The organism is Micromonospora sp. FIMYZ51, assembly GCF_038246755.1.
GTDB lineage: Bacteria > Actinomycetota > Actinomycetes > Mycobacteriales > Micromonosporaceae > Micromonospora.
Genome location: NZ_CP134706.1, coordinates 6,768,119 through 6,792,588, shown reverse-complemented (window position 1 = coordinate 6,792,588; position 24,470 = coordinate 6,768,119). Strand labels below are relative to the sequence as shown.

The window sequence follows — 24,470 nt, the reverse complement described above, 5'->3', positions numbered from 1 at the left end:
TCAATCGAGCGAGGACGGCCCAGCCGTCCGGAGACGGCTCAGCTGACCAGGACCGGCTCAGCCGGCCCGGTTCACCCGGTCCACCGCCGCCAACTCGGCGACCAGTGCCTCCACCTCGGGCGAGCCCTCGACGTAGACCCCGTCCTTGACCTCGCGGAAGTGCCGGACGTACTGCGCGGCGAGCTGGTCCGCCCGCGACGCGGAGAGGGCGGTGAGGCAGTTGCTCACGTGGTCACCGGTCGAGCCGGCCACGGCCGTGCACGTCGAGTCGTACGGTGCCACCTGGTGGGTGCGTACGTTGGGGCTGAAGCCGAGCTGGCACGGTGCCCCGGCGCCGGCCTGCTCGCACCCGGCGTAGTTCAGCATGGCCCGGGCGTACGCGTCGGACATCGAGGTACGGTCCGGCGCGGCGGCACCCGGCAGCGCCGAGTAGTCGCCCGGGATCCGCAGCGCGCCGAAGAGCAGCGAGCTGAGCGTGGCGTTGCCGGCCAGCGCCTTGGGGAAGGCCACCTCGGTGTACGCCCGCAGCAGCGCGATGGTCTCCGCCAACCGGCGCTTCTTCTGCTCCAGCGGCGTGGCGGTACGCAGCTCCTCGTTCACCGTCTCGTAGTACTGCCGGATCTTGCCGTGGAAGCCGGCCTCGACCTGCCTGGTCGCCTCGGTGACCTGGGCCGCGACGGTCGTGCTGGTCGCCGACTGTTCCAGCAGCGTCTTGTAGGTGCTCCAGTTGTCCTGCGCCACCGTGTCGGCGAACTTGCAGGTCTGCGTCTCGGTCTTGCGGTTGTAGACGCAGACGTTGCCGTACCACCGCTTGGCGCGCAGGGTCCGGATCTCCTGCACCGGCTGGCCCGGCCACTGCGCCCGGACCCGGATGGTCACCTCCAGGTTTGCCGCCCAGGTTTCGGTCGGGTCACCCTCCATGTCCGTCCACTGCGCGCTCCAGCAGCCGGAGAAGGTCGGCTTGCGGCTGGCGGGCAGCACGATCGCCGCGTTGTGGAAGACGTTGGGCATGCCCTGGAAGGCGTTGGTCGGGGTGGCCCGGGACAGGCCGTAGCCGGAGCAGATCGGCAGCGTGCCCGGCCCGGCGACCCGGGCGCTCGGGTTGGCGTCCGCCGCGCCGAACGGGTTGTACGCCTTGTCGGTGAGCCGGTCGCGCACCTTGACCAGCTCCGCGTTGACGTTCGCCACGTCCTGCCGGTACTCGCTGATCAACTGGGTGAAGATCCGGTTCGGGCTGCCGTCCGTGGACGAGCTGAGCACCCGGGCAGCGTTCAGGTGGTCGGTGCCGATCTGACGCACCTCGTCGGCCCGGTACTTGGCGATCCGCCGGGCGTGCTCCGGGTTTTGCAACTGGAGCGCGGCGTATGCCCGGCCGCCGAGCTGGAACACCCCGGAGGACGGTGCCGTGTTTCCCGGCTCCGGCAGGCTGGCACCGTACCGCGCGTTGGCCAGCCAGATCAGGTACGACAGCGAGCCCCCGGGGCCGTACCGGTTGAGGATGGTGATCGGGTCGTCGCCGAAGGAGGCCGAGGTCGAGGCCATCGGCTCCTTGCGGGACAGGTCGGTGGTGCCGTAGTGGATCGGGGGCTCGACGTCGTCGCTGTACTTGTCGTAGGTCATCGGCCCGCCGGTGCGCGCTTCGTAGTTCACGAAGCCGTTGATTGTGGTCCGCATCGGGATGAGCGTGGTGGTCTGCAACGCCCGCGCGGTGAACAGCGCCAGCGAGTCCAGCTTGGTGTCCAGTTGCAGCAGCCGGGCCTGGATGTCGGTGAGCTGTCGGCGTACCTGCTCGTTCTCCTGGAACAGCCGGTCGAACTGGCCCATCATGTCGACGTAGACCACGCTGAGCGCCCGCTCGATGGCGTCGAACCGGCCGTGCATCTCGGTACGCAGGTTGTTCACGTCCTCGCGCAGCGCGGCGAGCTGGTCGAGGATCATCTGCTCCGGCGTGGGCCCACTGGCGAACATTGGCAGCACGCTCATCACCGCGCCGAGGATGTTTCCGGTAAGCGCCAGCGTGCTCAGCGAACCGAGCGCCTGGGCCACGCCCAGCCCGGCCACCGTCGGCAGGTAGTTGTTGATCGCGGTGGCGATGGCCAGCCCGGCCTTGCCGACGGTGGAGATGTGCTTGCCGAGGTTCTCGTCGGCGAAGCCGGCCAGGGTGGCGAGGATGAACAGGCCGGAGCCGGCCGCGTCGAGCACCACCTGGCGGTCGGCCGCCTCGCCGAGCGCCCGGGTGTAGTCCTGCGGGGTCGGCTTGGGTCCCGGCCCCACCGGATACTTCAGCGAGAGCGCCTCCAACTGGTCGCGGATCTGCTCGTTCTGCGCGTTCAGCGAGGCCAGACCCGCCTGCACCTGGCGACGGATCTCGGCGAGGTAGTCGTTCATGTTGTTCTGGTGCAGCAGCAACGCCTCGACGTCGACGTACGTGGCCAACAGCGGGTCGGCCTGCAACTGGTCGATGCTCGCGTCCAGGATGACCCCGGCCCGGCCACCGATCATGCCGTTCCAGGCGGCGGTGAACGCCGCGTCGGTCTGCCCGAACCGGGTGACCTCACCCCAGGCGTGGTCCTGCACCCCGTAGAGCGCGGTCAGGTACATGTTGGTCTGGTACGCCCCGGTGACCTGGTTCTCGATCGCCGCGGTCTGCGCCAACTGCTCGCCGACGGTGCTCTCCAGCAGTGCCCGCAGCGCCGGGGTGGCGATGCTGACCCCCGGCACCCCGGACGCCGCGTCGATCAGGGTGACGAGCGTCGAGTACGCCCCCGCCCCGTAGACGTCGGCGGTGGCCCGCTTGTCCAACTCGGCGTTGACGAGCGCCATGTGCCGGCTGATGTCGGCGGTGCTGGCGTTGGGGTTCGCCCGACGCCAGTCCATCGTCGCCACCGACAGCACCATGTCCCGCAGACCCTGCGTGCCGGTGGCGTGGATCCGCATGTACGCGGAGAACAGCCGGTCCCGCGCCTGCTGCGCGTCCCAGTCGACCGTCCCGTTGGCGCTGGCCGGCACGGCCGGTGCCAGGGTCAGGCACAACACGACCGAGATCAGCCCGGCGATGAGCCCTGGACGCCGGTTGCGGATGTCGCCGGCTCTGCGCCGACGAAGTGTGGTTGTCACGTTTCCTCCTTCGCCGGCCACCCCCCGGCGACCGGCGCGGACAGTCTGGGCAGCAGCACTGTGGAACGACTGGAGGTCGGCCGCCGGCCTCCCCGGCCGCCCGCCGGGCCTGCATGTCGACCCCGGTCCCGGCGGGCCTGCATGTCGACCCCGGTCCCGGCGGGCCTGCATGTCGACCCCGGTCCCGGCGGGCCTGCATGTCGACCCGGGTCCCGGCGGGCCTGCATGTCGACCCGGGTCCCGGCGGGCCTGCATGTCGACCCCGGTCCCGGCGGGTGGCGAGGGACGAGCCGGTCCCCGGCGCAGGTCACCGCAGGTAGGCCGCCAGCAGGTCGGTCACCTGGCCCGGGTCCAGCTCGCGGCCGGCGCGCAGCGCGGCGGCGAACCGTTCGGGGCCGGCCGCCGCCGCCAGCGCGGCCCGTACCTGTGGCGCGTGTACCGGGTCGGTGCGTTCCGGGGTGAAGCCGAGCGTCGCCGACATCGCGTCGAGCGCACCCAGCACGGTGGCACCGTCGATGGCCGGATCCCGTCCGCCGGGAGCCGCGTCGGTGCCGGCGAGCCGGGCCAACGCGCCGGCGGTGGTGTGGGCGACCATCATCCAGGAGGTGACGTCGCCGGCGTCCTGCCGCTGCACCAACGCGGCGGCCCCGAGTCCGGCCGCCGTGCCGGCCCGGTCCCGGGCCAGCTCGGCAAGCATCAACGACCAGGCCGCGTTGCTCGTGGCGAAGTCATGGCCGCAGGCCACTGCGGTACGCCATGCGTCGGCGAGCGGCCCGGCGGCGGCCTCCGCGCCCCGGGTGAGCAGCACCACCAGCCCGAGCGAGGTGCCCACCTCCGCGCCCACCCAGTCCAGCCCGGTCTTCTCGGCCAGCCGCATCGCTGCCGTCGCCCGATCCAGCGCCGACTGCGGGTCCTCGCCGACGAGCACCGCGAAGTGCGCCGCGTAGCCGGCGCAGCGGGCCCGGGTGACCTGGTCGCCGGCCCGTTCGGCGTGCGCGACGGCGGCGCTCATCAGCGCGTACGCCGAGGGAATGTCACCGGCGAGGTAACGCAGCCCGGCCCGGGCGAGCAGGGCCCGGGCGGTGAGCCGGGGGTCGACATCGCCCCGACGCTCGGCCTCGTCAAGCAACTCGCCAAGCAGCGCGCCGCCCTCGTCGATCGCCCCCCAGCGGTACCAGAACCAGATCAGCGCGCCGACCAACCGCAGGCCCGTCACGGTGTCCCCGGCCTTGCGGGCAGTGGCGAAGGCGGTCCGGACGTTGTCCCGTTCCGGGCCCATCCGGGCGGTCCACCACGCGGCCCGGCCGTCGACCATCCCCGCCTCGGCGGTTTCCGCCAGGTCCCGCATCCAGCACAGGTGTGCCTGCCGGGCACCGGCCCGCTCCGCCGGGTCCTGGGCCCGCTCGGCGAAGGCCCGGATCGGCTCCAGCATCCGGTACCGGTCGTCGGGCCCGCGTACCACAAGGGACCGGTCGGTCAGGTTGCCGATCCGCAGGACCGTGCCGGCCGGGTCGGCGGCGGGCCGGGCGTCGGGCGGATGCAGATCATCCGACCCGGCGTCCAGCCGTCCGGCCAGGCCCGACCCGGCGTCGAGCCGTCCGGCCAGGTCGGCGACGGCGTCGAGGGTGAACCCGCCGGAGAAGACACTGGCCGTGCGGAGCAGCCGCTGCTCGGCCGGTTCGAGCAGGTCGTAGCCCCAGGCGATGGCGGTGGCGACGGAGCGGTGCCGGGCCGGGCCGGGGCGCTCGTCGGCCAGCAGCGGGGACCGGTCGGTCAGGCTCCGGGCGAGCACGTCCAGCGGCAGTACGCGGGACCGCGCCGCCGCGATCTCCACCGCGAGCGGCAGCCCGTCGACCGCCGCGCAGATCCGCCGGATCAGCCGCCCGTCGGCCTCGTCGACCTGCCAGCCGGGCCGGGCGGCCCGCGCCCGGGTGACGAAGAGTTCCACCGCCTCGGGCAGCGGCAGCGGGCCCACCTCGGCGAGCACCTCGCCGGTCAGCCGCAACGGCTGCTGGCCGGTCACCAGCACGCGCACCCCGGGACAGCCGCCGAGCAGGGTGGTGACCACCCGGCCGATCTCCTCCGTCAGGTGCTCGCAGTTGTCGAGCACCAGCAGCGTCTCCCAACCGTGCAGCACTGCGGCAAGCGTGTCGAGGCTCTCCACGCCGACCAGGCCGACCGCGCGGGCCACCGTCGCGGCCACCAGCGCCGGGTCGCGTACCGGGGCCAGTTCGACCAGCCATGGGCCGGTCGAGCCCGGCGGCGCGGACCGGGCGAGTTCCAGGGCGAGCCGGGTCTTGCCCACGCCGCCCGGCCCGACCAGGGTGACCAGCCGGTGCCGGGCCAGCAGCGCCGCCAGCTCGGTCAGCTCGGCGCGCCGACCGACCAGCCCGTCCACCGGCATCGGGAGCCGGCCGGGCGGCGGGCCACCGGTGACCCGGATCGACCCGGAACCGGCGATCGGGTCCAGCGCGGGAGCCTGGGCCAGCACGTCCGACTCCAGCCGGCGCAGCCGGTCGCCCGGGTCGACGCCGAGTTCCTCGGCCAGCCGTCGTCGGGCGGTCCGCAGGGTCGCCAGCGCGTCGCCCTGCCGACCGGCCCGGTACTGCGCCAGTGCCAGCAGCTCCCAGAGCCGTTCGTCGAGCGGATGCTCCTCGACAAGCGTGGCGAGTGGGGCGATGGCGGCGCTGTGTTCACCCAGGGCGATGCCGGCGGCGTGCCGGTCGGCCACCGCCGTGGCCCGGACCCGTTCCAGCCGGGCGGCGTGCGCGAGCAGCGGCTCGGCCTCGGCCACGTCCTCGTACGGCCGGCCACGCCAGGTGGGCAGCACCGCGTCCAGCGCGGTGACCGCCGCCGCCGGACGGTTCGCCACAAGCGCCGCGTGCGCCTCGGTGGCCGCCTGCTCGAACCGGGCGGCGTCCACACTTGTCGGTGCCAGCCGCAGCGCGTAGCCGGAGCCGTCCCAGACCACGGTACGAGCGGCGGCGCGGGCCACCCGACCGGGTTCGAGCGTCCGGCGCAGCAGTGCGACGTACCCCTGGAGGGTGTTGTGCACCGCCGGGGGCGGGCTGTCCGGCCAGACCTGTTCGATGAGCGTGCTCGCCGGCACCGCCCGCCCGCCGGCCGCCACCAGCAGGGCCAGCACGGCACGCGGGCGTGGCCCGACCTTGACCTGCGCTCCCTCGACCCGCAACCGCATCGGGCCGAGCACCGACACCTCCACGTCCGCCATCCCGCTCCACTCCCTCAGTCGATCTCGGGGATAGGGACCCCCGAGCGGGTCGGCGAGGTTGGCGGCCGGGCTGTCGGCTATCCGATGGCGTGCTGCTGGGCGAGCACGAAGACTCCCATCACCACCACGAACCAGCCGAACGCCGTGCGCAGTCGCGCGGCCGGGATCCGGCCGGCCAGCCGGCCACCGAGCAGGCTGCCGACGACCGCGGCGGCGGTGACGGCGGTGGCGAGACGCCAGTCGAGGCTGACTGTGGAGAGGTAGCCGGCCAGGCCGGCGAGGGACTTCATTGCGATGACGACAAGCGAGGTGCCGACCGCGACCGGCATCGGCAGACCGCCGAGCAGGGCCAGGGCGGGCACCACCAGGAATCCGCCGCCGGCACCGACCAGGCCGGTGGCCAGGCCGACAAGCAGGCCGTCGAGGACGATCCGCAGCGCTCGCGGTTGGTGTGTGGCAGGCCCACTCTCGGCGTCGCGCCGAGGTTCCTGCCTGCTTCCGGGCAGGGGCCGGCGTCCACGGAGCATCGCGACCGCGGTGGCGAGCATCATCACCGCGAAGCCGGTGAGCAGGACCGTGGTCGGCACGTACGCGGCGAGTCGACCGCCGGCGTACGCGCCCACCATGCCGGCCAGGCCGAAGACGAACCCGGTGCGCCACCGTACGCGGTGGGCCCGGGCGTGCGGCAGTACGCCCACCGCGCTGGTCACCCCGACGACCAGCAGCGATGTGGCGATCGCCTCCCGCGCGGGCAGATCGGCGACGTAGACCAGCAGCGGCACGGCAAGGATGGAGCCGCCTCCGCCGAGCAGGCCGAGGCTGACTCCGATCAGTACCGCACCGGCCAGGGTGAGGAGCAGGGTGGTCACGGCCGGGTCCGGGCCGGACCGTCCTGCCGCACCTGGTCCGCCTGCCGAGGCTGGTCCTCCTGCCGCAGTTGACCGACCACGCTGTCCAGGTCGCAGCTGGTGCCACGGTTGTAGGGCAGCCTGCTCAGCAGCATGCCCATGGCACAGGTGTTGGTGAGCGCGGCGAAGGTCAGGCCGGCGCCGATGAAGGCGGCGACCCACTTCAGGCCCGGCACGAAGACCGAAGCCAGGATGCTGGCCAGCACGATCGAGCCGGCGACCAGCCGTACCTGCCGTTCCAGGTCCCAGCGGGGCCGGCCCCGGTTGACGGGCGCGTTCGCCGCCTGCCAGGCGAGCATGCCGCCGTCGAGCACCCTGAGGTTGGGCAGCCCGGCGGCGGCCAGGGACCGCTCGGCCTGGGTCGCGCGACCGCCCGACCGGCAGATCAGCACCACCTCCTCGTCGAGGTGGCGGCGCAGCTCATCGCGGTGCTCGCGGAGCAGGTCCAGCGGCACGTTGTACGCCCCGGGGATGTGCGCGGTGGCGAACTCGCCGGGAGTGCGCACGTCGAGCAGCCGGGGCGTACGCCCGTCGGCGAGCAGGTCGCGCAGCGTGGCCGGGTCGATGGTCGAGGGGTTGTGCGGCACACTCGTCTCCTTGCGTGGGGTGGTTCGTATCGGGTTGCTTGAGGTGGTCAGGTGGTGGCGGCCAGCCGTACACCTGCCGCTTCGGCCCGGCCGAAGGAGTCGTCGATCAGGACGACCTCGCGGCCCGCGTTGGCCAGCAGGGATGCGGCGACGGAGGCGCGGTAGCCGGATCCGCAGTGCACCCAGACCGGGCCGGCCGGCACGTCCGCCAGCCGTCCGGGCAGTTCCGGCAGCGGGATGTGCACGGCACCCGCGAGGTGGCCGGCGCGCCATTCGTTGGTCAGCCGTACGTCGAGCACGACCTGCGGGGCGGGCAGCCCGACCGGGATGTTCCCGGCCTGCGCGGCGGCCAGCGCCGGGAAGTCGGCGACCATCAGCTCACCCAGGTCGTCCGGGTCGACGGCCCACTCGTTCGGTCCACCGGTTGCCTGCGCGGCGGGCCTGTCGATGCCGATCCGGACCAGTTCGCGCTGGGCATCGGCGACCTGTTCGGGCGTCTCGGCAAGCAGGGTGATCGGGGTACCCCACTCGATCAGCCAGCCGAGCCAGGTCGACATCGGACCGTCCAGGCCGAGGCTGATCGTGCCGGCGAGGTGGGACATGGCGTACGCCTTGCGGTGTCGCAGGTCGACCACCCACTCCCCGGCGGCCATCCGATCCCGCAGTTGCCCGGCGTCGGCCCGGCCGACCGGGGTGAGGTCGACCGGCGCGGGACCGGCGGCGTTTGCCACCCCCATGTGCGCGTAGTACGCCGGATAGGCGTCCAGCCCGGCCAGGGTCTCGGTGACGAAGTCGGCGGCGGCCAGCCGGAACACCGGATTGGCCTGCTTCTCCCGGCCGATCGTCGACTCCGGCGCGTCGGCCTGACTCGCCGAGCAGAAGCTGCCGAACCCGTGGGTGGGCCAGACCTGCGCCCCGTCGGGAAGCAATTCGGCAAGCCGCTTGGCCGAGGCGTGCTGGTGATGTGCCAGTTCGTGGGCGTGCTGCTTACCGAGCAGGTCGGTGCGGCCGGTGGTGCCGAAGAGCAACGATCCGCCGGTGAACACCCCGACCGGGGTCCACCCGGCCGGGCCGGCCTCGTCGAGCACGTACGACACGTGGTGGAACGTGTGTCCCGGGGTGGCGAGGACGCGGACCCGCAACTCCTCCGAGATGGCGACCATGTCGCCGTCGGTGACCGGTACCCGGTCGAATCCGACCTCGTCGGCGGCGGCCACCAGGTACCGCGCACCGGTCAGCCGGGCCAGTTCCAGCCCACCGGAGACGTAGTCGTTGTGGACGTGCGTTTCGAGCACATGCGTGATCCGTACGCCGGCCGCACCCGCCAGGTACAGCACCCGGTCGATGTCCCGCTGCGGATCAACCACGATGCCCACCCGGCCGTCCGTGGCCAGGTAGCTGCGGTCGCCCAGGGACGAGGTCGCGATGATCGACACCTGCATCGTCATGGCCAACTCCTCTCTTTCCTCCCGCCGCATACCCCGGGGGGTATGCGCCGAGCAGACTTCTCTCACGAAAAATTGATCACGTCTTTTGCCCGCCCTCAGGTTTTACCCGCCCTCAGGCCGAAAATGCCCCGGGTCGCCCAAGGGCAGGCGAGATCTCCACGCCGACCCGCCGGAATGGCGGGATCAACTCAGGGCTGATGCCGCCATTCCGGCGGAACAGTGCCGATCAGGGGCGAGGGCGTCCGTGGCCGGGCACCGGTCCCGGCAGATCACGCCAGGGCGAGGAACAGCTTCTCCAGTTCCTCTTCGGTCATCTCCGGCTGCTCGCCGCCTTCCCGCGCCGTGGAGCAGTGCCGCATGCCGGAGGCAATGATCTTGAAGCCGGCCCGGTCGATCGCCTTGGACACCGCGGCGAGCTGGGTCAGCACGTCACGGCAGTCCTGGCCGTCCTCCATCATCTCGATCACGGCGTTCAGTTGCCCCCGGGCGCGCTTGAGTCGGGTCAGGGCGTCACCCGTCATCTCCGGCCGCAGCTTCATCCCACACCTCCTGCCCAAACCATACCCCCCAGGGTATCCCCCGACAACCCCACCCCCGCACCCCCACCCCCACCGCGCCGACCCCCGCCGCGCCGACCCCCGCCGCGCCGACCCCCGCCGCGCCGACCCCCACCCCCGCCGCGCCGACCCCCGCCGCGCCGATCTTGCACTTTTCGTCCCCGCATTAGGGTTGAAAGCCGCAAAAGGCGACACAAACTGCAAGATCGCGGGGGCGGGGGCGGGGGCGGGGGCGGGGGCGGGGGTGGGGGCGAGGGGCGGGGCGGGGGTGAGGGGTGGGGGTGGGGGCTAGGGGGACTTGGGGGTGGTGGTGAGGGGGGTTTCGCGGGCTTGGGAGCGGCCTTCCTCGCGGGCCTTGTCGAGCAGTTGCGCGAGGCGCTGCCGGCGGCGGCGGATGACGGTACGCACGGCGAAGGCAAGCGCGCCGAGGAGCAGGACGAGGATCAGTTGCGCCCAGGGGAGGGCCCAGGTGGTGACGGTCGCCGAGGCGGTACGGATCTCGGCGCCGGTGGCGTCGCCGCCGAGTACGGCGGGCGTCACCTCGACGGTGGTGCGTACCCGGCCCAGCCCCCAGACCCCGTCCACCCGGGTCTCGACCGTCCGGTTGCCGCCCCGCAGCACCTCCTCGACCTCGGTCGGGGTGTCCCGCTCGACCAGGCCGAAGAGTTCGGCGACCGTGGTCCGGCCGCTGCCGGTCACCGAGACGTTGCCGCTGTTGGTCGTGCTCCAGCCGATCTGCACGGTGCCACCGGCGAACGGGTTCCAGGAGGGGGTGTACTTGGCCGTCAGGTCGTCGATCGTCATGCTGGCGGTGATCGTCCCGCTGGCGCGCAGCATCACCCGGAAGCCGACCCGGCTCTCCACGGCGACCGTGCCGCCGGAGCTGGTGACCGTCGCCGCGATGCCGGCCGGGTGGTCGCCGGGGCTGGCATCGGCGGGAACCGTGATCGTGAACGGCACCACCTTGGTCTGCTTGGCCCCGACGGAGACCTTCTCCTGCACCTTGATCCAGGTGCCGCCGTCCACCGACTTCTCGTTCGAGGGAAGCATGTTGAAGCGCCCCTTGTCGGTCAGGTAGCCGTCCGCCGCCTTCAACGAGAAGACCACGGCGGAGTCGCTGAAGTTGCGTACGGCGAGGTGTTCGGTCACGACCTGACCGGGATCGAGGGTGCGCTCGATCCACCGGCGACCGTCGGGGCCGTTCTGGTCGGCCGGCTGCACCGACCAGGTCACCGACGGCTTGGCCGGATCTGCGGCGGCGGACGCCGTCGGCGTGGGGGCCGGCGCGGCGGCGGCGAGCGCCCTCGGCGGTGCGGCGGCGGGCACGGCCGGTGTGGCGGCGGCCGGCGCGATCGGTGCGGCGACGAACACCGCGACCACGGCAGCGAGCAGGCGCGGCAACGCCCGCGACGAGGTTCGGGTCATGACGGCCTCCTCAGGACGGTGTGGTGGGGGCCGCCGGTCGGCGTCCCCCACCCGGGATCTCACTCGAACAGCGACAGCGTCAACGTCGAGGCGTACTCACCCGCCGCCACATCAGCCGGCGTACGCAGGAACAACTCCGCGTTCACCGTGAACTCCCCGCCCGCCACGGCACCCGAGTCGAACGTCGAGACCAGCAACTCCTGATCCACCAGACCCACGTTGTTGCCCGGCTGGGTCGGCTCGTCGACCACCGTCACGACCTCCTCGCCCTCGGCCACCAGACCGGTGTCCCCACCGTCGAGCAGCTTCGGCCGCCAACCCAGATGCCCGGCACCGATCGGCGCCTGACCACCAGCGGCAACAAAATCCGTGGCGCTGCCCAGCACCGCCCACGCCGAACCCGCCGGCACCTCGTCAGCGGTCCGCGTGTCGGTCACCGTCACCGTCGGCAACGTGCCGACGAACTGACGCACCAGCAACGTCGACCCGTCCTCGGACAACGCCACCGAGTCGGCCGCCACCGACATGGCCAGCACCCCCGGCTCCCTGACCTCCTCGATGTCGACGGTCACCTCGACATCCGCGTCCTGCCCCGGCTCCGCCGACACCGGCGTACCCAGCGCCACCGAACCAACAGTCATCACGCCCGCGGCCACCACCGCGAACAAACGACTACGCCTGGCTGTGCTCATATCCATGCTCCGTTGCTGAATCGAAAGATGCCGCTGACTCGAAGGGGTGTGATCGGAAGTGGTGCGGTGGCGGCGCTCCGGCCGGAGCGCCGCCACCGCGAAGCGGGTCAGCCGCAGTTGATCGCGGCGTACGCCGCCTCGACCTGCGTGGTCACCGGCGCGCCGTCGGCGGTGCCGGTGATCTTCACCGTCGTCGTGCCGGCCGGCACCGACCGGGCCCGCGTGGTGAACTGCTGGTACGCGGACTTGCCGGGCGCGACGTCGGCGACCGTACGCGAGCCGTACGGGGTGACCAGCTCGATGGTCAACGCCAGCTCGTCGGCGTTGCGGGCGGTCACCGTGAGGAACGCGTTGGGGCCGATGCAGCGCGTGCTGGCCTGCACCTCGACGTCCCACGCCGGCACCTCCGGCTCGCCGTCGCCGATCGCCGAGCGGGGCGTGGTGTCCGGGGTGATCGGCGAGTTCGCGGCGAAGTAGCTGACCAGCATGGTCAGGTCGTTGTCGCCGGTGGTGGCCGGGTTGGTGCCCTGGCCGAGGGTGGTGAAGTTGTCCCCACCGGAGGCGAGGAACGAGTTCACCGTGACCCGGTAGCTGCCCGCCGGGTCGATCGGCGTGCCGTTCAGCTTCATCGAGGTGATCCGCGAGCCCTGGGCGGCCGTCGGGTCGTACGTGTAGCTGAAGCCCTTCGACACACCCAGCCAGAGCACCGGCCGGGACGCGCCCGCCGGCTGCCACTGCTGTTCCAGCACCTGCTTGAGCTGGGCACCGGTGTAGGTCTTGGTGACCACGTCGTTGGCGAACGGCTGGACGGCGAAGGCGTCGGCGTAGGTCACCGTGCCGTCGGTCCGGTACAGCAGGTCGGCCCGCAGGCCGCCCGGGTTCATGAACGCGATCTGCGCCCCGCCCCGGCCCGGCTCGGCGGTGCCGGCGAGCTGTACGTCGGCGATGAAGTTGCCGAGCGCCGACTCCTTGCCCCGGTCCTCGTTGCCGTCGGTGTAGGCCCGCCGAATGTCGCCGGTGATCTCACCGAGCGGCTGCTTGCCCAGTTCCTCCGCCTTCACCTTGGCGGCGGCGACGATCTCGGCGACCGCCGGGTCCTGCGGCGCGCCTACCACGTCGACCAGGGACGCGTCGGCGTCGGTGACCGAGCCGGACTCCGGGTCGTAGCTCAGGGTGACCTTGCCGAGCCGCTTGCCGTAGTCCTCGGCCTGCACGATCGGCCGCAGCTTGTCGGTGCCGGGGACCGGCACCTCGAAGGCGTACGGCTGGTGGGTGTGTCCGCTGAAGATGGCGTCGATTGTGGCGTCGGCCCGGGTGAACTTGCCGAAGACCGGGTCGTTCGCCAGGGCCTCGGCGGAGTCGATGTTCTCGGTGGCGGCGCCCTCGTGGGTGAGCAGCACCACCACGTCGGCCTCACCGTTTGCCGGGTCGCCGTCCTTGAGCTGACCGGCGACGGCGTTGGCCTCGGCGACCGGCTCCCGGAAGGTGATGCCGGCGATGCCGTCCGGGCTGACCAGCGAACCGGTCTGCTCGGTGACCACGCCGACGAAGCCGACCTGGACGCCACCGACGTTGTGCACCGAGTACGCCGGCAACGCCCGCTCGTCACCCCGGTACACGTTGGCGCCCAGGTGCGGGAAGTCGGCCCGGGGGATCACCCGGTCGATCAGGTCCGCCATGCCCTTGTCGAACTCGTGGTTGCCCACGGCCGAGGCGAGCAGGCCCATCTCGTTGAGCGCGTCGATCGTCGGGTTGTCGTCGTCGATCGCCGAGATGAAGGTGGAGGCGCCGATGTTGTCACCGGCGGAGACGAACGCGGTGTTCGGGTTCTGCCCGCGCAGCTGATCGACCAGGCCGGCGAGCTGGGCGGCACCACCGACCGGCTGACCGCCCACGGTGGCCGGGGACTCCAGCCGGCCGTGGAAGTCGTTGATGCTCAGCAGTTGCAGGTCGACCGGGCTGGACCCGGTGTTGATCCCGACCACAAGCGGGTTGTGGTCGCTGGCCCGGTACGGGTCCGGCGCGTAGAAGGCGGCCAGCCCGTCGTACTGGAAGGCGTACGACTCGACCGCGTTGATCTCCCACACGTCGACGCCGGTCACCCGCGACGCCAGCGACGGCGAGGCGAGCGCGTGGTCGAGCGAGCCGGACTCGCCGTTGAAGACGTAGCTGGTCTTCCCGGTGTCGTTGAGGTTGCGGTAGTCCTTGCCGTAGAGGACCTGCATCGGGTCCTCCTGGGTGTACGAGTTGAAGTCACCCAGCAGGATCACGTCGGAGGTGCCGCTGTCGGCCTTCACCTGGTCGACGAAGGCGGCCAGCGCGGTGGCCTGCCGGACCCGGTCGCCGTTCCAGCCGCCCTGACCGTCACCGGAGTCGGCGTTGTCGCCGCTGCCCGCCCCGCTCTTGGACTTGAAGTGGTTGGTCACCACCACGAAGTCGAGCGGGCCGGCGGTGAAGGTCTGCGCGATCGGCTCGCGGGCGTTGAACCAGACGCTCTCGTCGTTCACCGACCGCGACGCGCCCTCCGGCTGCGCCTTGGCCGGCTTGAAGATGATCGCCCCGGTGATGACGTCCTGCTGGGCCGGAGCGGGCAGCTCGGCCGGGTTGCGCACGTAGTCCCAGGTGCCCGCGCCGTCCTTGTCGTTCAGGGCGGCGACCAGGCGCTTGAGTGCCTGGTGCGGGTCGGCCGGGTTGAACCGGACCGAGTTCTCGATCTCCTGAAGGGCGACCACGTCGGCGTCGAGCGCGCTGATCGCCGAGACGATCTTCGCTTCCTGCTTGACCAGGGCGGCCTCGTTGGCCGCACCGCGCGCGTCGCCACCGAAGTGGACGAAGTAGTTGAGCACGTTGAAGCTGGCCACCCGCAGGTCACCGCCGACGTTGACCGGGGCGGTGGTACGCGGGTTTGTCGACTTGAAGGTGGTCCGCCCGGCGGGCGGGGTGTCCGCGTCGACCGGCCGGGTGGGCTGGAGCCGCCACTCGTTGAAGCCGTAGGACAGCACCGACGACCCGAACGCCTCCACCGCGTCGCCGACCCGTAGCGGGCTGGCCGCCGAGACGTACGGCGGCAGCAGCCCGGCGGTGGCCAGGTTTGTGGTCTTGCCGTCGTCAAGCAGGACCCGGCCGAGCTTGTTCGCGGCGGCGATCTGCTGCGCCTCGGCGCTGCCGGGGCGGGCCAGGTCGGTGGGGGTGAGCGCCGGCTTGTCACCGGCGGCGAGCGCCACCTCGCCGTAGCGGTTGGTGTTGTAGACCTCGGCGACGGTGTACGCGCCGACCGGCGCGACAAGCATCGACTCGACCGACTCGCGGGCCTGCTCGGTGAGCGGGAACTCCACCGGGACCGGGGCGGGCAGCGGCGCGCCCTGCTCGCAGACCTGCACGTCGCTCTTTGCCGCGATGCTGAGCTGGGTGAGCCCGTTGAACTCGTTCGCCGTGCCGCTGACCCGGACCCGGTCGCCGATCGCGACGGTCGGGTGGTTTGCGGTGTTGGTGGTCAGGTAGACGAAAATGCCGTCCGAGGCGGTGCCGGCGGCGACCGGGCGGTCTCCGCCGCTGCCCGCCGTCTGCACGTACACGCCGTTGTAGCCACCGGTGCGGTGGTCGGCGGTGACGATGCCCTCGACGGTCACCCGGGTGCCCGCCACCGGGGTTGCGGCCCCGGTGCCCTGGACCTGGGCGATGCTGTGGTCGACGGCGACCGTGCAGCCCAACTCCGGATCCGGATCCGGGTCGGGCGCGGTGTTGCGTACGCCGAAGCTGTTCGGGGCCGGCGGACGCCAGCTGCCGCCGAGCTTCTGGAGCGAGTGCCCGATCGGGGTGCTGCTGGACTGCTTGACCCCGATGTCGGTGCCGGTGATCCCGTTGGCCGGGCCACCCACGGCGGTGAAGGTGCCCCCGTAGGTGATGAACTCGGTCACCGAGTCGGTCGGGGAGACCAGCGCGACGCCGTCCGGGTCACCGTTCTGGATGCCGTTGACCGGGTAGTCCTCGACCACCACACCGGCGTCCGGCACCGTGCCGGTAAGCGTCCGGGTGCCGTACGCCGCACCGTTGCCGCCGTTGTAGAGGACGATTCGCCAACCGGTCAGGTCGAAGCCGACCGGTGCCTCGATCTCGATCGCCTCGCCGACGTCGGTTCCGGCGTTGTCATAGTGGATCTCACTGATGAACGGTGTCGCCGGCACCGGGTCGGCGAACGCCGCGGTGCCACCGGACAGGGTCAGCGCGGTGGCGGTGACCAGTACGCCCGGTACTGCGAGTAGTCGGATACTTCTTCTTCGCTGCATCTGCGCGGCCTCCGAAGGGTAGACCGTCGGAGGATAAGCGGCCCCGGTGTCCTGGCGGCAGCCACCAGATGTACCAAAGCGGCGAACGGTCGTGGGCTACCTCACCCCGCTGGCCTGCCCGGTCATCCGTCGCGGCGGCGTCTGGCCGGCTTGCTGAGGCCGCTCGCCGGCCGGTGGCCAGAATGGAACGTCGGCCTCTCGACAGTAACCATTTCCAGCGCGGATCGTTTTCTGCGAGCCGGCAACGGGCTCGTGAATCCGGCTCTTGTTGGCGGTTGCCGAGGTCGATTCGAGCGACTGTCCGGTCGGCTCGCGGCGTGCTATAGAGGGATGCCAGAAGAATTAATTTCTTAAATGCGACTGGGGCTCGTCATTTCCCTCGCAAGTGGAAGTGGTTGAGTCCGGGGGGGCGTCACCACCAGCGACAACGCGGTCAAGAGCGGCGATCGACCCTCCTTGTGAAGTGGGCGCTTTCTGCATCAGAGGTAGGAGTCGTATGTCAACGTCGCGTCGTTTTCGGACGCTGGCGGGATCAGCGCTTGTCATAACGCTGATCGCGTCGGCGATGGTCTACACCCCCGCGTCCGCGCATTCTCCCGGGGACGCGCAACAGGCGGCTCGCCCGCCCACCGTCAAACCGGTGACTCCCGGCTCGGCGAACGCCGCCGATCCGGTCCGACCCAAGGCCGCCAAGAAGCCGGCCGCGCCGAAGCGGCCGACGGCCGGAAAGCGCGGCGACCTCGCCGCCGTCACCTGGCGCAAGCCCGCCGAGAACGGCAGCAGGATCACCGGGTACGTGGTGACGCCGTACCGCAACGGCAAGGCGCAGAAGCCGAGGAAGTTCGATACCTCGGCTACCAGCCGCGCGGTGAAGATCGCCCCGACCAGCGGGAAGTGGACGTTCACCGTGGCGGCCGTCAACGACGTCGGCACCGGGCCGGCCAGCCCGCACTCCAACGCTGCCGTGCCGATGGCGCTGCCGACCGCGCCGACCATCATCGCGGTCACCGCGGACACCACCACGGCACGGCTGAGCTGGATCCGGCCCGCCGACGACGGCGGTTCCCCGATCATCCAGTTCGTGATCACCCCGTACCTCAACGGGACGCCGCAGTCGTCCCAGGTGGTGCCACCGGTGACCAACGCGACGGTGACCGGTCTGACGCCGTCGACCACCTACACCTTCCGGGTCGCGGCCCGCACCGCGCTCGGCATCGGCCCCGCATCGGCCCCGTCGGTGCCGATCACCGTGGACATCTCGCCGAGCCTGGTGTTCGTCGGCCCCGAGGGCACAATCAACTCCACGTACGTGGGTAACGTCGTCGTGGACCAGGGTGCACCGCCCTTCACCTGGTCCATTGCGCCGAGCCCGATCACCGGCGGCCTGCCGCCCGGCCTGTCGCTGAACCCGGTGAACGGCGTCGTCACCGGCGTTCCCACCACCGCTGGCCAGTACCCGGTGATTTTCCGGGTGGTGGACGACGAAGGCCGGGAAGGGACCCTGCTGACCGTCCTCACCATCAACGCCCGGCCGCAGATCGTGATGCCGGACCTGGCGCTCGGCGAGGTCGGCGCGTCGTACTCGCAGCGGCTCACCGTACTCGGCGGGACCGCACCGTTCACCTGGTCGGTGGCCTCCGGCACGTTGCCACCCGGCATCACCCTCGACCCGGTCAACGGGTTCCTCTCCGGCATCCCGACCATCGCCGGCACGTATGGCCTCGACGTCCGGGTGACCGATGCGTTCGGGGCGAGCGACGTCCGCCAGATCCGGATCGTGGTCCAGGCGGCCAGCGTCGTCAACCTGAGGGTCGACGACTCGTCGGTCAACTTCGCCGACGAGGTCACCTTCACCGTCGACATCGGCCCCGGCGAGGCGCAGGGCACCGTCTCCCTCTTCAACAGCAACACCGGTGGACTCACCACGATGATCGGCACTTTCCCGGTCGCGTTCAACCGGGCCACCTTCACCGCCCGGGTGCCGCAGTTCGGTACCAACCGGTTCCAGGTGCGCTACGTATCCTCGGTCACGAACGCGGTGGTCGACTCCAACTTCGTGCATGTGCAGGCGACCGGGGTGGCCGGGCAGGCCCTGATCACCCAGTTCCGCCAGTCCGGCATCGCCGGGCCGTTGGACCAGTACCTCTCGATCGAGAACCTCACGGATATCCCGATGCCGATGACCGGGATCCGGATCGAGGCGGCGGACGGCAACGTGGTCACCATTCCACCCACCCGGCTGCCGCTCCAGCCCCTCCAGACCTTCCTGATCGCGGGGGGAGAGTATTCGGCTCCGGTGGAGGACGTCGAGCCGGACCTGACGCTGGCTGCGGATCCCGCAGCCGGCAGCTGCACCGTCGTCGCCGGCCCGGTCTGTTCGCTGGGGGCGGTCGGCGGTCTGCGGCTCCGATTCCCGGACAGCGGCACGCCGGGCACCGGCACCATAAGTGACGCCGCCGGCTCCACTCCCGGCTTCTACCGGGGCAGCCCGCTGCCGGCCTTCGCCCACCCGCCGGTGGTCCGTAACCTCTTCGGCCGGCTACGGCAGTCCGGCAGGCCGTTGGACACCGGCGACACCCGGAACGACTTCCGCTTCATCACCACCGTCGGCGGCATTCAGGGCGGAATCCCGTCGGCGCTCGGTACGCCGGCACCCCGCAACTCGATCGGCCCCCGGCCGGTGAACTCCCTGATCCAGACCACGTTGTTGGATCCGGGCGTGCCCGCAAGCGCGTCACCCAACCGGGAGTACGTCGCGCCCACTCCGATCCGGCGGGGGCAGCTGATCGTCCGGCGGACGCTGACCAACCGGGCCAGCACGGCGGCCACCGAGGTCAGGCTGCGGATCGCCAGCCTCAGCCAGGTGAACGGGCCGCCGCCCCCGGCCGGCTCGTCCCCGGCGCTCCCCTACGCCGACCTGCGGCTGCGCAACCCGGCTACGCTGACCAGCTCGATCACGCTCAGCGACGGTCGGACCGTCACGGTCAACAACCTGCGGATGGACGCTCCCGCCGAGGATCCGCCGGGTGGCGGTTTCTACACCGAGTTGACCTTGCCGCTGCCGCTCGGTGGCTTGCCAGCGGGCGCGACGTTCAGGATCGCACTGACCTTGAGCGTGGAGTCGGCCGGCTCGTTCTGGGGCGTCTGGGACGTCCTCGCGCTGGGCATCGACCCGTCGGAAACTCCGTCCATCGCGACCAAGCGGGCCGCCCGCGCCAAGGCCAACGGTGACGCTGGCGTGGTGCCGCGTCACCTGGTACGGCCCAGCTCCGGCGAGGCCAAGGCGGACAAGGCCAAGGCCGGCAAGGCCAAGGCCGGCAAGGCCAAGACGGATAAGGCCAAGGCATCCGGCACGACCAGGACCGATCGCAGTTCGCCGACCCGTCAGCGGCTAGCGAGCCACTGACGACACCACCAACCCTCGCGGGCGGCACCCAGCCGGTGCCGCCCGCGAGGCGCGCCACCGGGAGCAACCGATGCCGAACAGCGACACCGACCGGTACGCCTACGGGCTGCGCGTGTGCGGCCTCGACCACGTCGTCGAGCTGGCGTCGGCTGGACCGCCAGACGGGCGGCCAGCCGTGACCATCCGCTCCGACCCAGGCGGGCCGCCGCCCCAGCAGGTTGGCCCGGACGAGCGCCGGTGCGCGCGAATGCTCGCCGATGGCCGGTGGATGAGCGTGGACCGGCACCGGGCGACGGCGACCCTGCACGGGCCGGCACCCGCGCCGGACCTGCTCGCCCACCCCTATCTCGCTGCCGTGGCCACCGTCGTCAACCGGTGGAGCGGCCGGGAGACCTTCCACTCGGGTGCCTTCGTCCGCGGCGGGCGTGCCTGGGCGGTGCTCGGTCCGCGTACCGCCGGCAAGAGCAGCCTGCTCGCGCTGCTCGCCGCCGACGGCGTGCCGGTGCTCGCCGACGACGTGCTGGTCACCGACGGACGGTACGCCTTCGCCGGGCCGCGCTGCCTCGATCTGCGGGAGCCGGTGCCCGGGGCCGCCCTGCCCATGACGCCGGCCCGGTACGCGACCCGGCTGCGCGTGACGCTGCCGGCCGTTCCCGACCGGCTGCCGCTGGGCGGTTGGTTCTTCCTGCGCTGGGGCGACGTGCCAGCGGCGGATCCGGTCGCCGCGACCGACCTGCTGGGCCGGCTCGCCGCGCTGCGCACCTGGCCGGCGCTACCGTCCGACCCGGCCGCGCTGTTGGCCCTGGCCGCCCTGCCGGCCTGGGACCTGGCCCGGCCCCCGGGCTGGGCGGCGTACGACGAGACCCGTCGGCAGCTCGACCTCGCGCTTGCCACACCCACGGCAGTGGCGTCGTGACCATGCTCGCCGTATCCACGGTGGTGGTGTCGTGACCGCGCTCGCCGTCGCCGTACGCTGCCTGGCGCTGGATGCCGCGGCCGTGGCGACGAGCGCGGCACTGCGGGATCGCGGCATCGACTCGGTGCTGCTCAAGGGTGCCGGGCTGGCGCACCGGCTGGGCACCGAGCGCCGCTACGGCGACATCGACCTCCTGGTGGCACCATCGGCCTTCGACGCCGCGCAGCGGGCCCTTGCCGAGTTGGGCGGTCGCCCGGTCAACGACGGCGTGCGTCCCGACGACCTGCCGCTGCACTACGAGCGGTCCTGGCGGCTGCCCGGCGCGGTGCCCGGCGTGGTCGACCTGCACCAGGGCTTCGCGGGCGTCACGAGAGACGAGGAATTCTGGTGCAGCCTGTGGCGGTCGGCCGAGGAGATGCCGCTGGCCGCCGAGCGGATCGCGGTACCGGACCGGGAGCATGCGGCGCTGCTGGTGGCGCTGCACGCGGCAACGCCCGCGTCGTCCGCACACCCGCTTGCCGACCTGGAACGGGCCCTGGCCGTGTTTCCCGTCGACACCTGGCGGGCCGCCGCGTCGATCGCCTGGCGTTGCGGGGCTGAGGAGGCGTACGCGCTGGGGCTGCGGCTCACCGATCAAGGTGCCCGGGTGGCGGAAGAGTTGGGGATGCCGCGGCACTGCCCGCCGAGCCGCTGGCTGACCGCGCACCGTGCCTCGGTGACCGCCCTCTCGCTGGCTCGACTGGCCGAACTGCCGTCCGCATCGGTCCGGCTGCGACACGTCCGCCGACGGCTGCTGCCATCGGCCGCGATGATGCGGAACACCAGCCCGATGGCGCGGCGCGGTCGGCTGGGACTGCTGTTCGCGTACGTCTGGCGGCTGGTCAGACACGTGTCCGCCCTGCCGTACGCGGCACGGGAACTGCATGCCGCGCGGCGGGCCTCCCGGCGGTGACCGGTCAGGCCCGCCAGCGGATGTCAGCGCGGTGCCGGCACGGTTGCGGCCGGGTCGTCCGTAACCTCGGAGTTCGCCGCTGGCGGCTGCCCGGCCGGATCCGGGTGGGCCGCCAGCCGCAGCTGTTGCAGCAGACTGACGGTGCCGGGTGGGATCGGCCAGCGGGACCACTCCCGGCGTAGCGCGACCGGGTCGACCAGGTCGGTGTCCACGCCGGAACCGTCCCAGCTGGCGACGAAGTCCCGGCTGTGCCGGCGCAGGAAGACCTGGAGGAAGGTCGCCTTGCGGCGCGGCGCGGTGATCACGGCGGGCAGCGTGTCGCCAGCGATCCGGGCGAGCAACTCGTCCCGTCCGGGTAGCCGCAGCCCGCCGGGCTCGGTGGCCAGTGCCATCAGGAAACCGGCGTCCAGCAGCGGGTTGACCACCGACACGTCGTGTTCGGCCGCCACCCCGGCCAGGCTCGCGCAGGTCATGACCAGGTGCCGTCGGTTCAGGTGCCAGCGGATCCGGCGCTCCAGCCGGGCCGGTTCGGCACGCCGCTGCGCCGCGTACGCCCGGTAGCAGTCGACCGCCACGTCCGGCCGCAACCAGGGATAGGCCGCGATGGCCCGGCGGCGGCCCGGTGGCAGCACCGCCCGCACGGCCGGGCACAACGCCAGCCGCAGCCGGGACCGGATGGTACGGGCCGGGCGCCGCCAACCGGCAAGCATCTGGTCCCCGCCGGCGCCGGTGAGTAGCGAGCCGCCCTCGGCCAACTCGATGATCGGCAGGTGCAGGTGAAGGTTGGCGGGATGCAGGACGCCGTGCCGGTGCAGCAGCCGTGCGGCCACCGGCCCGACGAAATCGAGATCGTCGCCGGCCTGGAGCTGATGCCACGGGCCGGTGAGCCCGAGCGCGCGGATCACGTCGTCCTGCCAGTCGGACTCCTCCGCCTGCGGCGCGTCGGTGAATCGCCAGGTCACCGGGACCGGCGGTGGCAGCCCTTCGCGGCGGGCGACCCGTACCGCGACCGCGAGCACGAGCGACGAGTCGAGACCGCCGGAAAAACTCACGACGCACGGCGGCCGGGCCAGCGCGGGCAGCACCGCCTGTTCCAGCGCGGCAAGCGGGGTGCTCGCGATCGGGCAGCCGGGGGGCGCCATGGCCGGCGGTACGGCGCGGGCGGCCCGACGGTCGGTGGCTGGCAGCGGCGGCGCAGCGCTGGGTCCCAGCACCATGCCCCGGGCGATGTCCAGCCTGGTGAGGCGCGGTACGGGCGGTGTAGGCAGCCTAATCACGGGTCAGGATCCCTCGTTTCGCGGCCAACCGCAGCGCTCGGCCGAAGACCCAGATCGAGGGCGGCAGCAACACCAGGGCGATACCGAGCAGGGCGAGTGCGTCGCCGGTCCAGTCCGCCCCGGACACCGCGGCCCGCAGCCCGTCGAGGGCCAACCGGCTGGGCAGCGGCTCGGCCAGCGGCTGGAGTACCGGGGGAAGGACGTCGACGGGGAAGTACGTGCCGGAGAGAAAGGTGAGGGCGACGACCGTCACCCGGGCGGTGGCGTCGCCGTGCCCGACGGCGATGGAAAGCGCCATCAGGATGATGCCGATACCGGCGATGGCCGCGCATCCGGCGACCAGCAGCACCACCACGCCCAGCCAGTCGGTGTGCCGCACCCGGAGGCCGAGCAGGGGACCGAGGACGGCGAGGTAGATCGTGGCGCGGAGGGCGGCCATCAGGAACGGGTACCCGGCCAGGCCGACGGCCAGCCCGCCCGGTGATATCGGCTGGGCTGCCAGCATCTCCAGCGTGCCGGAGCGCTGCTCGGCCGTGACGCGCTTGGTGAGTTGGATGGTGGCCGCCTGGATGACGAGCATGAAGGTGATGCCCACCGCGACGTAGGCAAAGTAGTCGTGGGACGGCCCCACGGCACCCCGACCCGGTGTGCCGAGGAAACGGGAGATCAGCAGAAACACCGCCAGGTTGACGGTGGCGAAGGCGAGGTCCAGCAGAACCGGGATCCGCAGTAGCGGTTCGGCCCGCAGATCCCGGCGGACCAAGGCGGCAAGTGCGCTGGTCAGGCTGCCTGTCGGGGAAGGTCCGGCCGCCGCTGCGGCGCGGCGGATTCGGCCCTCGACGGCCGTCAACGCCCCACCGGAAGGGCGAGTATCGAATCGCACCGGGCGCGGTCCTCTCGGTGATGGGAGGCGATGACACAGGCCAGGTCGCGACGCCGGTCCAGCGCCGCCCACAGCAGCGCCCGGCCCGATTCGTCGAGGGAGCGGGCCGGCTCGTCGAGGAGCAGCACCGCCGGGTCGCCGAGCAGGGCGCGGGCGATGCTCACCCGGGCCCGCATGCCCGCCGAGTACTTTTCCGCCGGCCGATCGGCGTACGCCTCAATGCCGAGTTCCTCGATGACCGCGGTTGTCGCCGGCTCTACGGTTCGGCGGGGCAACCGCAGCCGCGCGACCAGCCGCAGGTTGTCGCGGGCCGACAGCCGGCCGTAGAGGCCCTGCTCGGGGGCGAGGCAGAGGCCCACCAGCCGGCGAGAGGCCGGCGAACCCGCTGGTTCGCCGGCCACCGAGATCCGCCCGGTGGTGAGGGCCAGCGTGCCGGCCAGGCATCGCAGCAGCGTGGTCTTGCCCGATCCGTTACCACCGGCCAGCAGCAGCCGGGCGCCCGGCTGCACGTCGAGGTCCAGGTCGGCGAAGATCGGCTGTTTGCCGAACCGGCGCGTCGCCTGCCGTACCTCGATCAACCCGCTGCCGCTGCGGTGACCTGGTCGATCACGAGAAGCCGCCGCCACCAAGGCCGTCGTCGGGTCCCTCGACGCCACCCTTGGTCAGCTCGGCCAGGGTGCCCAGCCGGCGGAGCCGAGGCGGCTCGTATCCCTTGTCAACCGGCTGATCCTTTTTGCGAGTTTCACTCATTATGCTAGCCCCTCATGCTCCTAGTCTGTTAGCT

Annotated in this window: 15 protein-coding genes and 1 pseudogene; 3 read left to right on the top strand and 13 right to left on the bottom strand. The window is 72.0% G+C overall.

The annotated features are described in order from the left end of the window. Window positions 1–57 precede the first annotated feature (57 nt). From QQG74_RS30550 to QQG74_RS30510, 9 genes and pseudogenes are all read right to left on the bottom strand, one after another. Entirely contained in the window at window positions 58–3,117 is a 3,060-nt protein-coding gene (locus tag QQG74_RS30550; RefSeq protein WP_341718076.1) for a hypothetical protein, read from the bottom strand. Between the two features lie 307 nt (window positions 3,118–3,424). Next, complete coding sequence (locus QQG74_RS30545) at window positions 3,425–6,349, bottom strand: BTAD domain-containing putative transcriptional regulator (protein ID WP_341718075.1); 2,925 nt, start codon at window positions 6,347–6,349, stop codon at window positions 3,425–3,427. A gap of 92 nt (window positions 6,350–6,441) precedes the next feature. After that, window positions 6,442–7,218, bottom strand: a pseudogene (locus tag QQG74_RS30540) (sulfite exporter TauE/SafE family protein); the annotation flags it as partial. Continuing rightward, window positions 7,215–7,823 carry a rhodanese-like domain-containing protein gene (locus tag QQG74_RS30535; RefSeq protein ID WP_341721450.1) on the bottom strand — a complete coding sequence of 203 codons (609 nt, stop codon included), beginning with the start codon at window positions 7,821–7,823 and terminating at the stop codon, window positions 7,215–7,217. The pseudogene QQG74_RS30540 and the gene QQG74_RS30535, both read right to left, overlap by 4 nt. A gap of 68 nt (window positions 7,824–7,891) precedes the next feature. Next, on the bottom strand, window positions 7,892–9,292 hold the full coding sequence (locus QQG74_RS30530) for an MBL fold metallo-hydrolase (protein WP_341718074.1): 1,401 nt from the start codon (window positions 9,290–9,292) through the stop codon (window positions 7,892–7,894). A gap of 269 nt (window positions 9,293–9,561) precedes the next feature. Further along, window positions 9,562–9,831: a metal-sensitive transcriptional regulator gene (locus tag QQG74_RS30525; RefSeq protein WP_341718073.1), complete on the bottom strand. Its 270-nt coding sequence runs from the start codon at window positions 9,829–9,831 to the stop codon at window positions 9,562–9,564. Window positions 9,832–10,137: 306 nt separating this feature from the next. Continuing rightward, on the bottom strand, window positions 10,138–11,274 hold the full coding sequence (locus QQG74_RS30520; RefSeq protein WP_341718072.1) for a DUF916 domain-containing protein: 1,137 nt from the start codon (window positions 11,272–11,274) through the stop codon (window positions 10,138–10,140). Window positions 11,275–11,333: 59 nt separating this feature from the next. Next, window positions 11,334–11,915, bottom strand: a complete 582-nt coding sequence (locus tag QQG74_RS30515; protein WP_341718071.1) for a hypothetical protein — start codon at window positions 11,913–11,915, stop codon at window positions 11,334–11,336. Between the two features lie 158 nt (window positions 11,916–12,073). Next, on the bottom strand, window positions 12,074–16,252 hold the full coding sequence (locus QQG74_RS30510; protein ID WP_341718070.1) for an ExeM/NucH family extracellular endonuclease: 4,179 nt from the start codon (window positions 16,250–16,252) through the stop codon (window positions 12,074–12,076). A gap of 640 nt (window positions 16,253–16,892) precedes the next feature. Here QQG74_RS30510 and QQG74_RS30505 point away from each other — a divergent pair. From QQG74_RS30505 to QQG74_RS30495, 3 genes are all read left to right on the top strand, one after another. Continuing rightward, window positions 16,893–19,658, top strand: a complete 2,766-nt coding sequence (locus QQG74_RS30505; RefSeq protein WP_341718069.1) for a fibronectin type III domain-containing protein — start codon at window positions 16,893–16,895, stop codon at window positions 19,656–19,658. A gap of 70 nt (window positions 19,659–19,728) precedes the next feature. Next, entirely contained in the window at window positions 19,729–20,574 is an 846-nt protein-coding gene (locus tag QQG74_RS30500) for a hypothetical protein (RefSeq protein ID WP_341718068.1), read from the top strand. A 31-nt stretch (window positions 20,575–20,605) separates the two neighbouring features. Then, a complete protein-coding gene (locus QQG74_RS30495; RefSeq protein WP_341718067.1) occupies window positions 20,606–21,526 on the top strand; it encodes a nucleotidyltransferase family protein in 921 nt (306 codons plus the stop codon). Between the two features lie 23 nt (window positions 21,527–21,549). Here QQG74_RS30495 and QQG74_RS30490 read toward each other — a convergent pair whose 3' ends face one another. From QQG74_RS30490 to QQG74_RS30475, 4 genes are read right to left on the bottom strand one after another with little or no spacing between them, the layout of a single operon-like run. Continuing rightward, complete coding sequence (locus QQG74_RS30490) at window positions 21,550–22,803, bottom strand: asparagine synthase-related protein (RefSeq protein WP_341718066.1); 1,254 nt, start codon at window positions 22,801–22,803, stop codon at window positions 21,550–21,552. Continuing rightward, window positions 22,796–23,653: an ABC transporter permease gene (locus QQG74_RS30485; protein ID WP_341718065.1), complete on the bottom strand. Its 858-nt coding sequence runs from the start codon at window positions 23,651–23,653 to the stop codon at window positions 22,796–22,798. The genes QQG74_RS30490 and QQG74_RS30485 overlap by 8 nt, the downstream gene beginning before the upstream one ends. Next, window positions 23,650–24,312 carry an ABC transporter ATP-binding protein gene (locus QQG74_RS30480; protein WP_341718064.1) on the bottom strand — a complete coding sequence of 221 codons (663 nt, stop codon included), beginning with the start codon at window positions 24,310–24,312 and terminating at the stop codon, window positions 23,650–23,652. The genes QQG74_RS30485 and QQG74_RS30480 overlap by 4 nt, the downstream gene beginning before the upstream one ends. Next, window positions 24,293–24,436: a lasso RiPP family leader peptide-containing protein gene (locus QQG74_RS30475; RefSeq protein WP_341718063.1), complete on the bottom strand. Its 144-nt coding sequence runs from the start codon at window positions 24,434–24,436 to the stop codon at window positions 24,293–24,295. The genes QQG74_RS30480 and QQG74_RS30475 overlap by 20 nt, the downstream gene beginning before the upstream one ends. Between the last annotated feature and the right edge of the window lie 34 nt (window positions 24,437–24,470).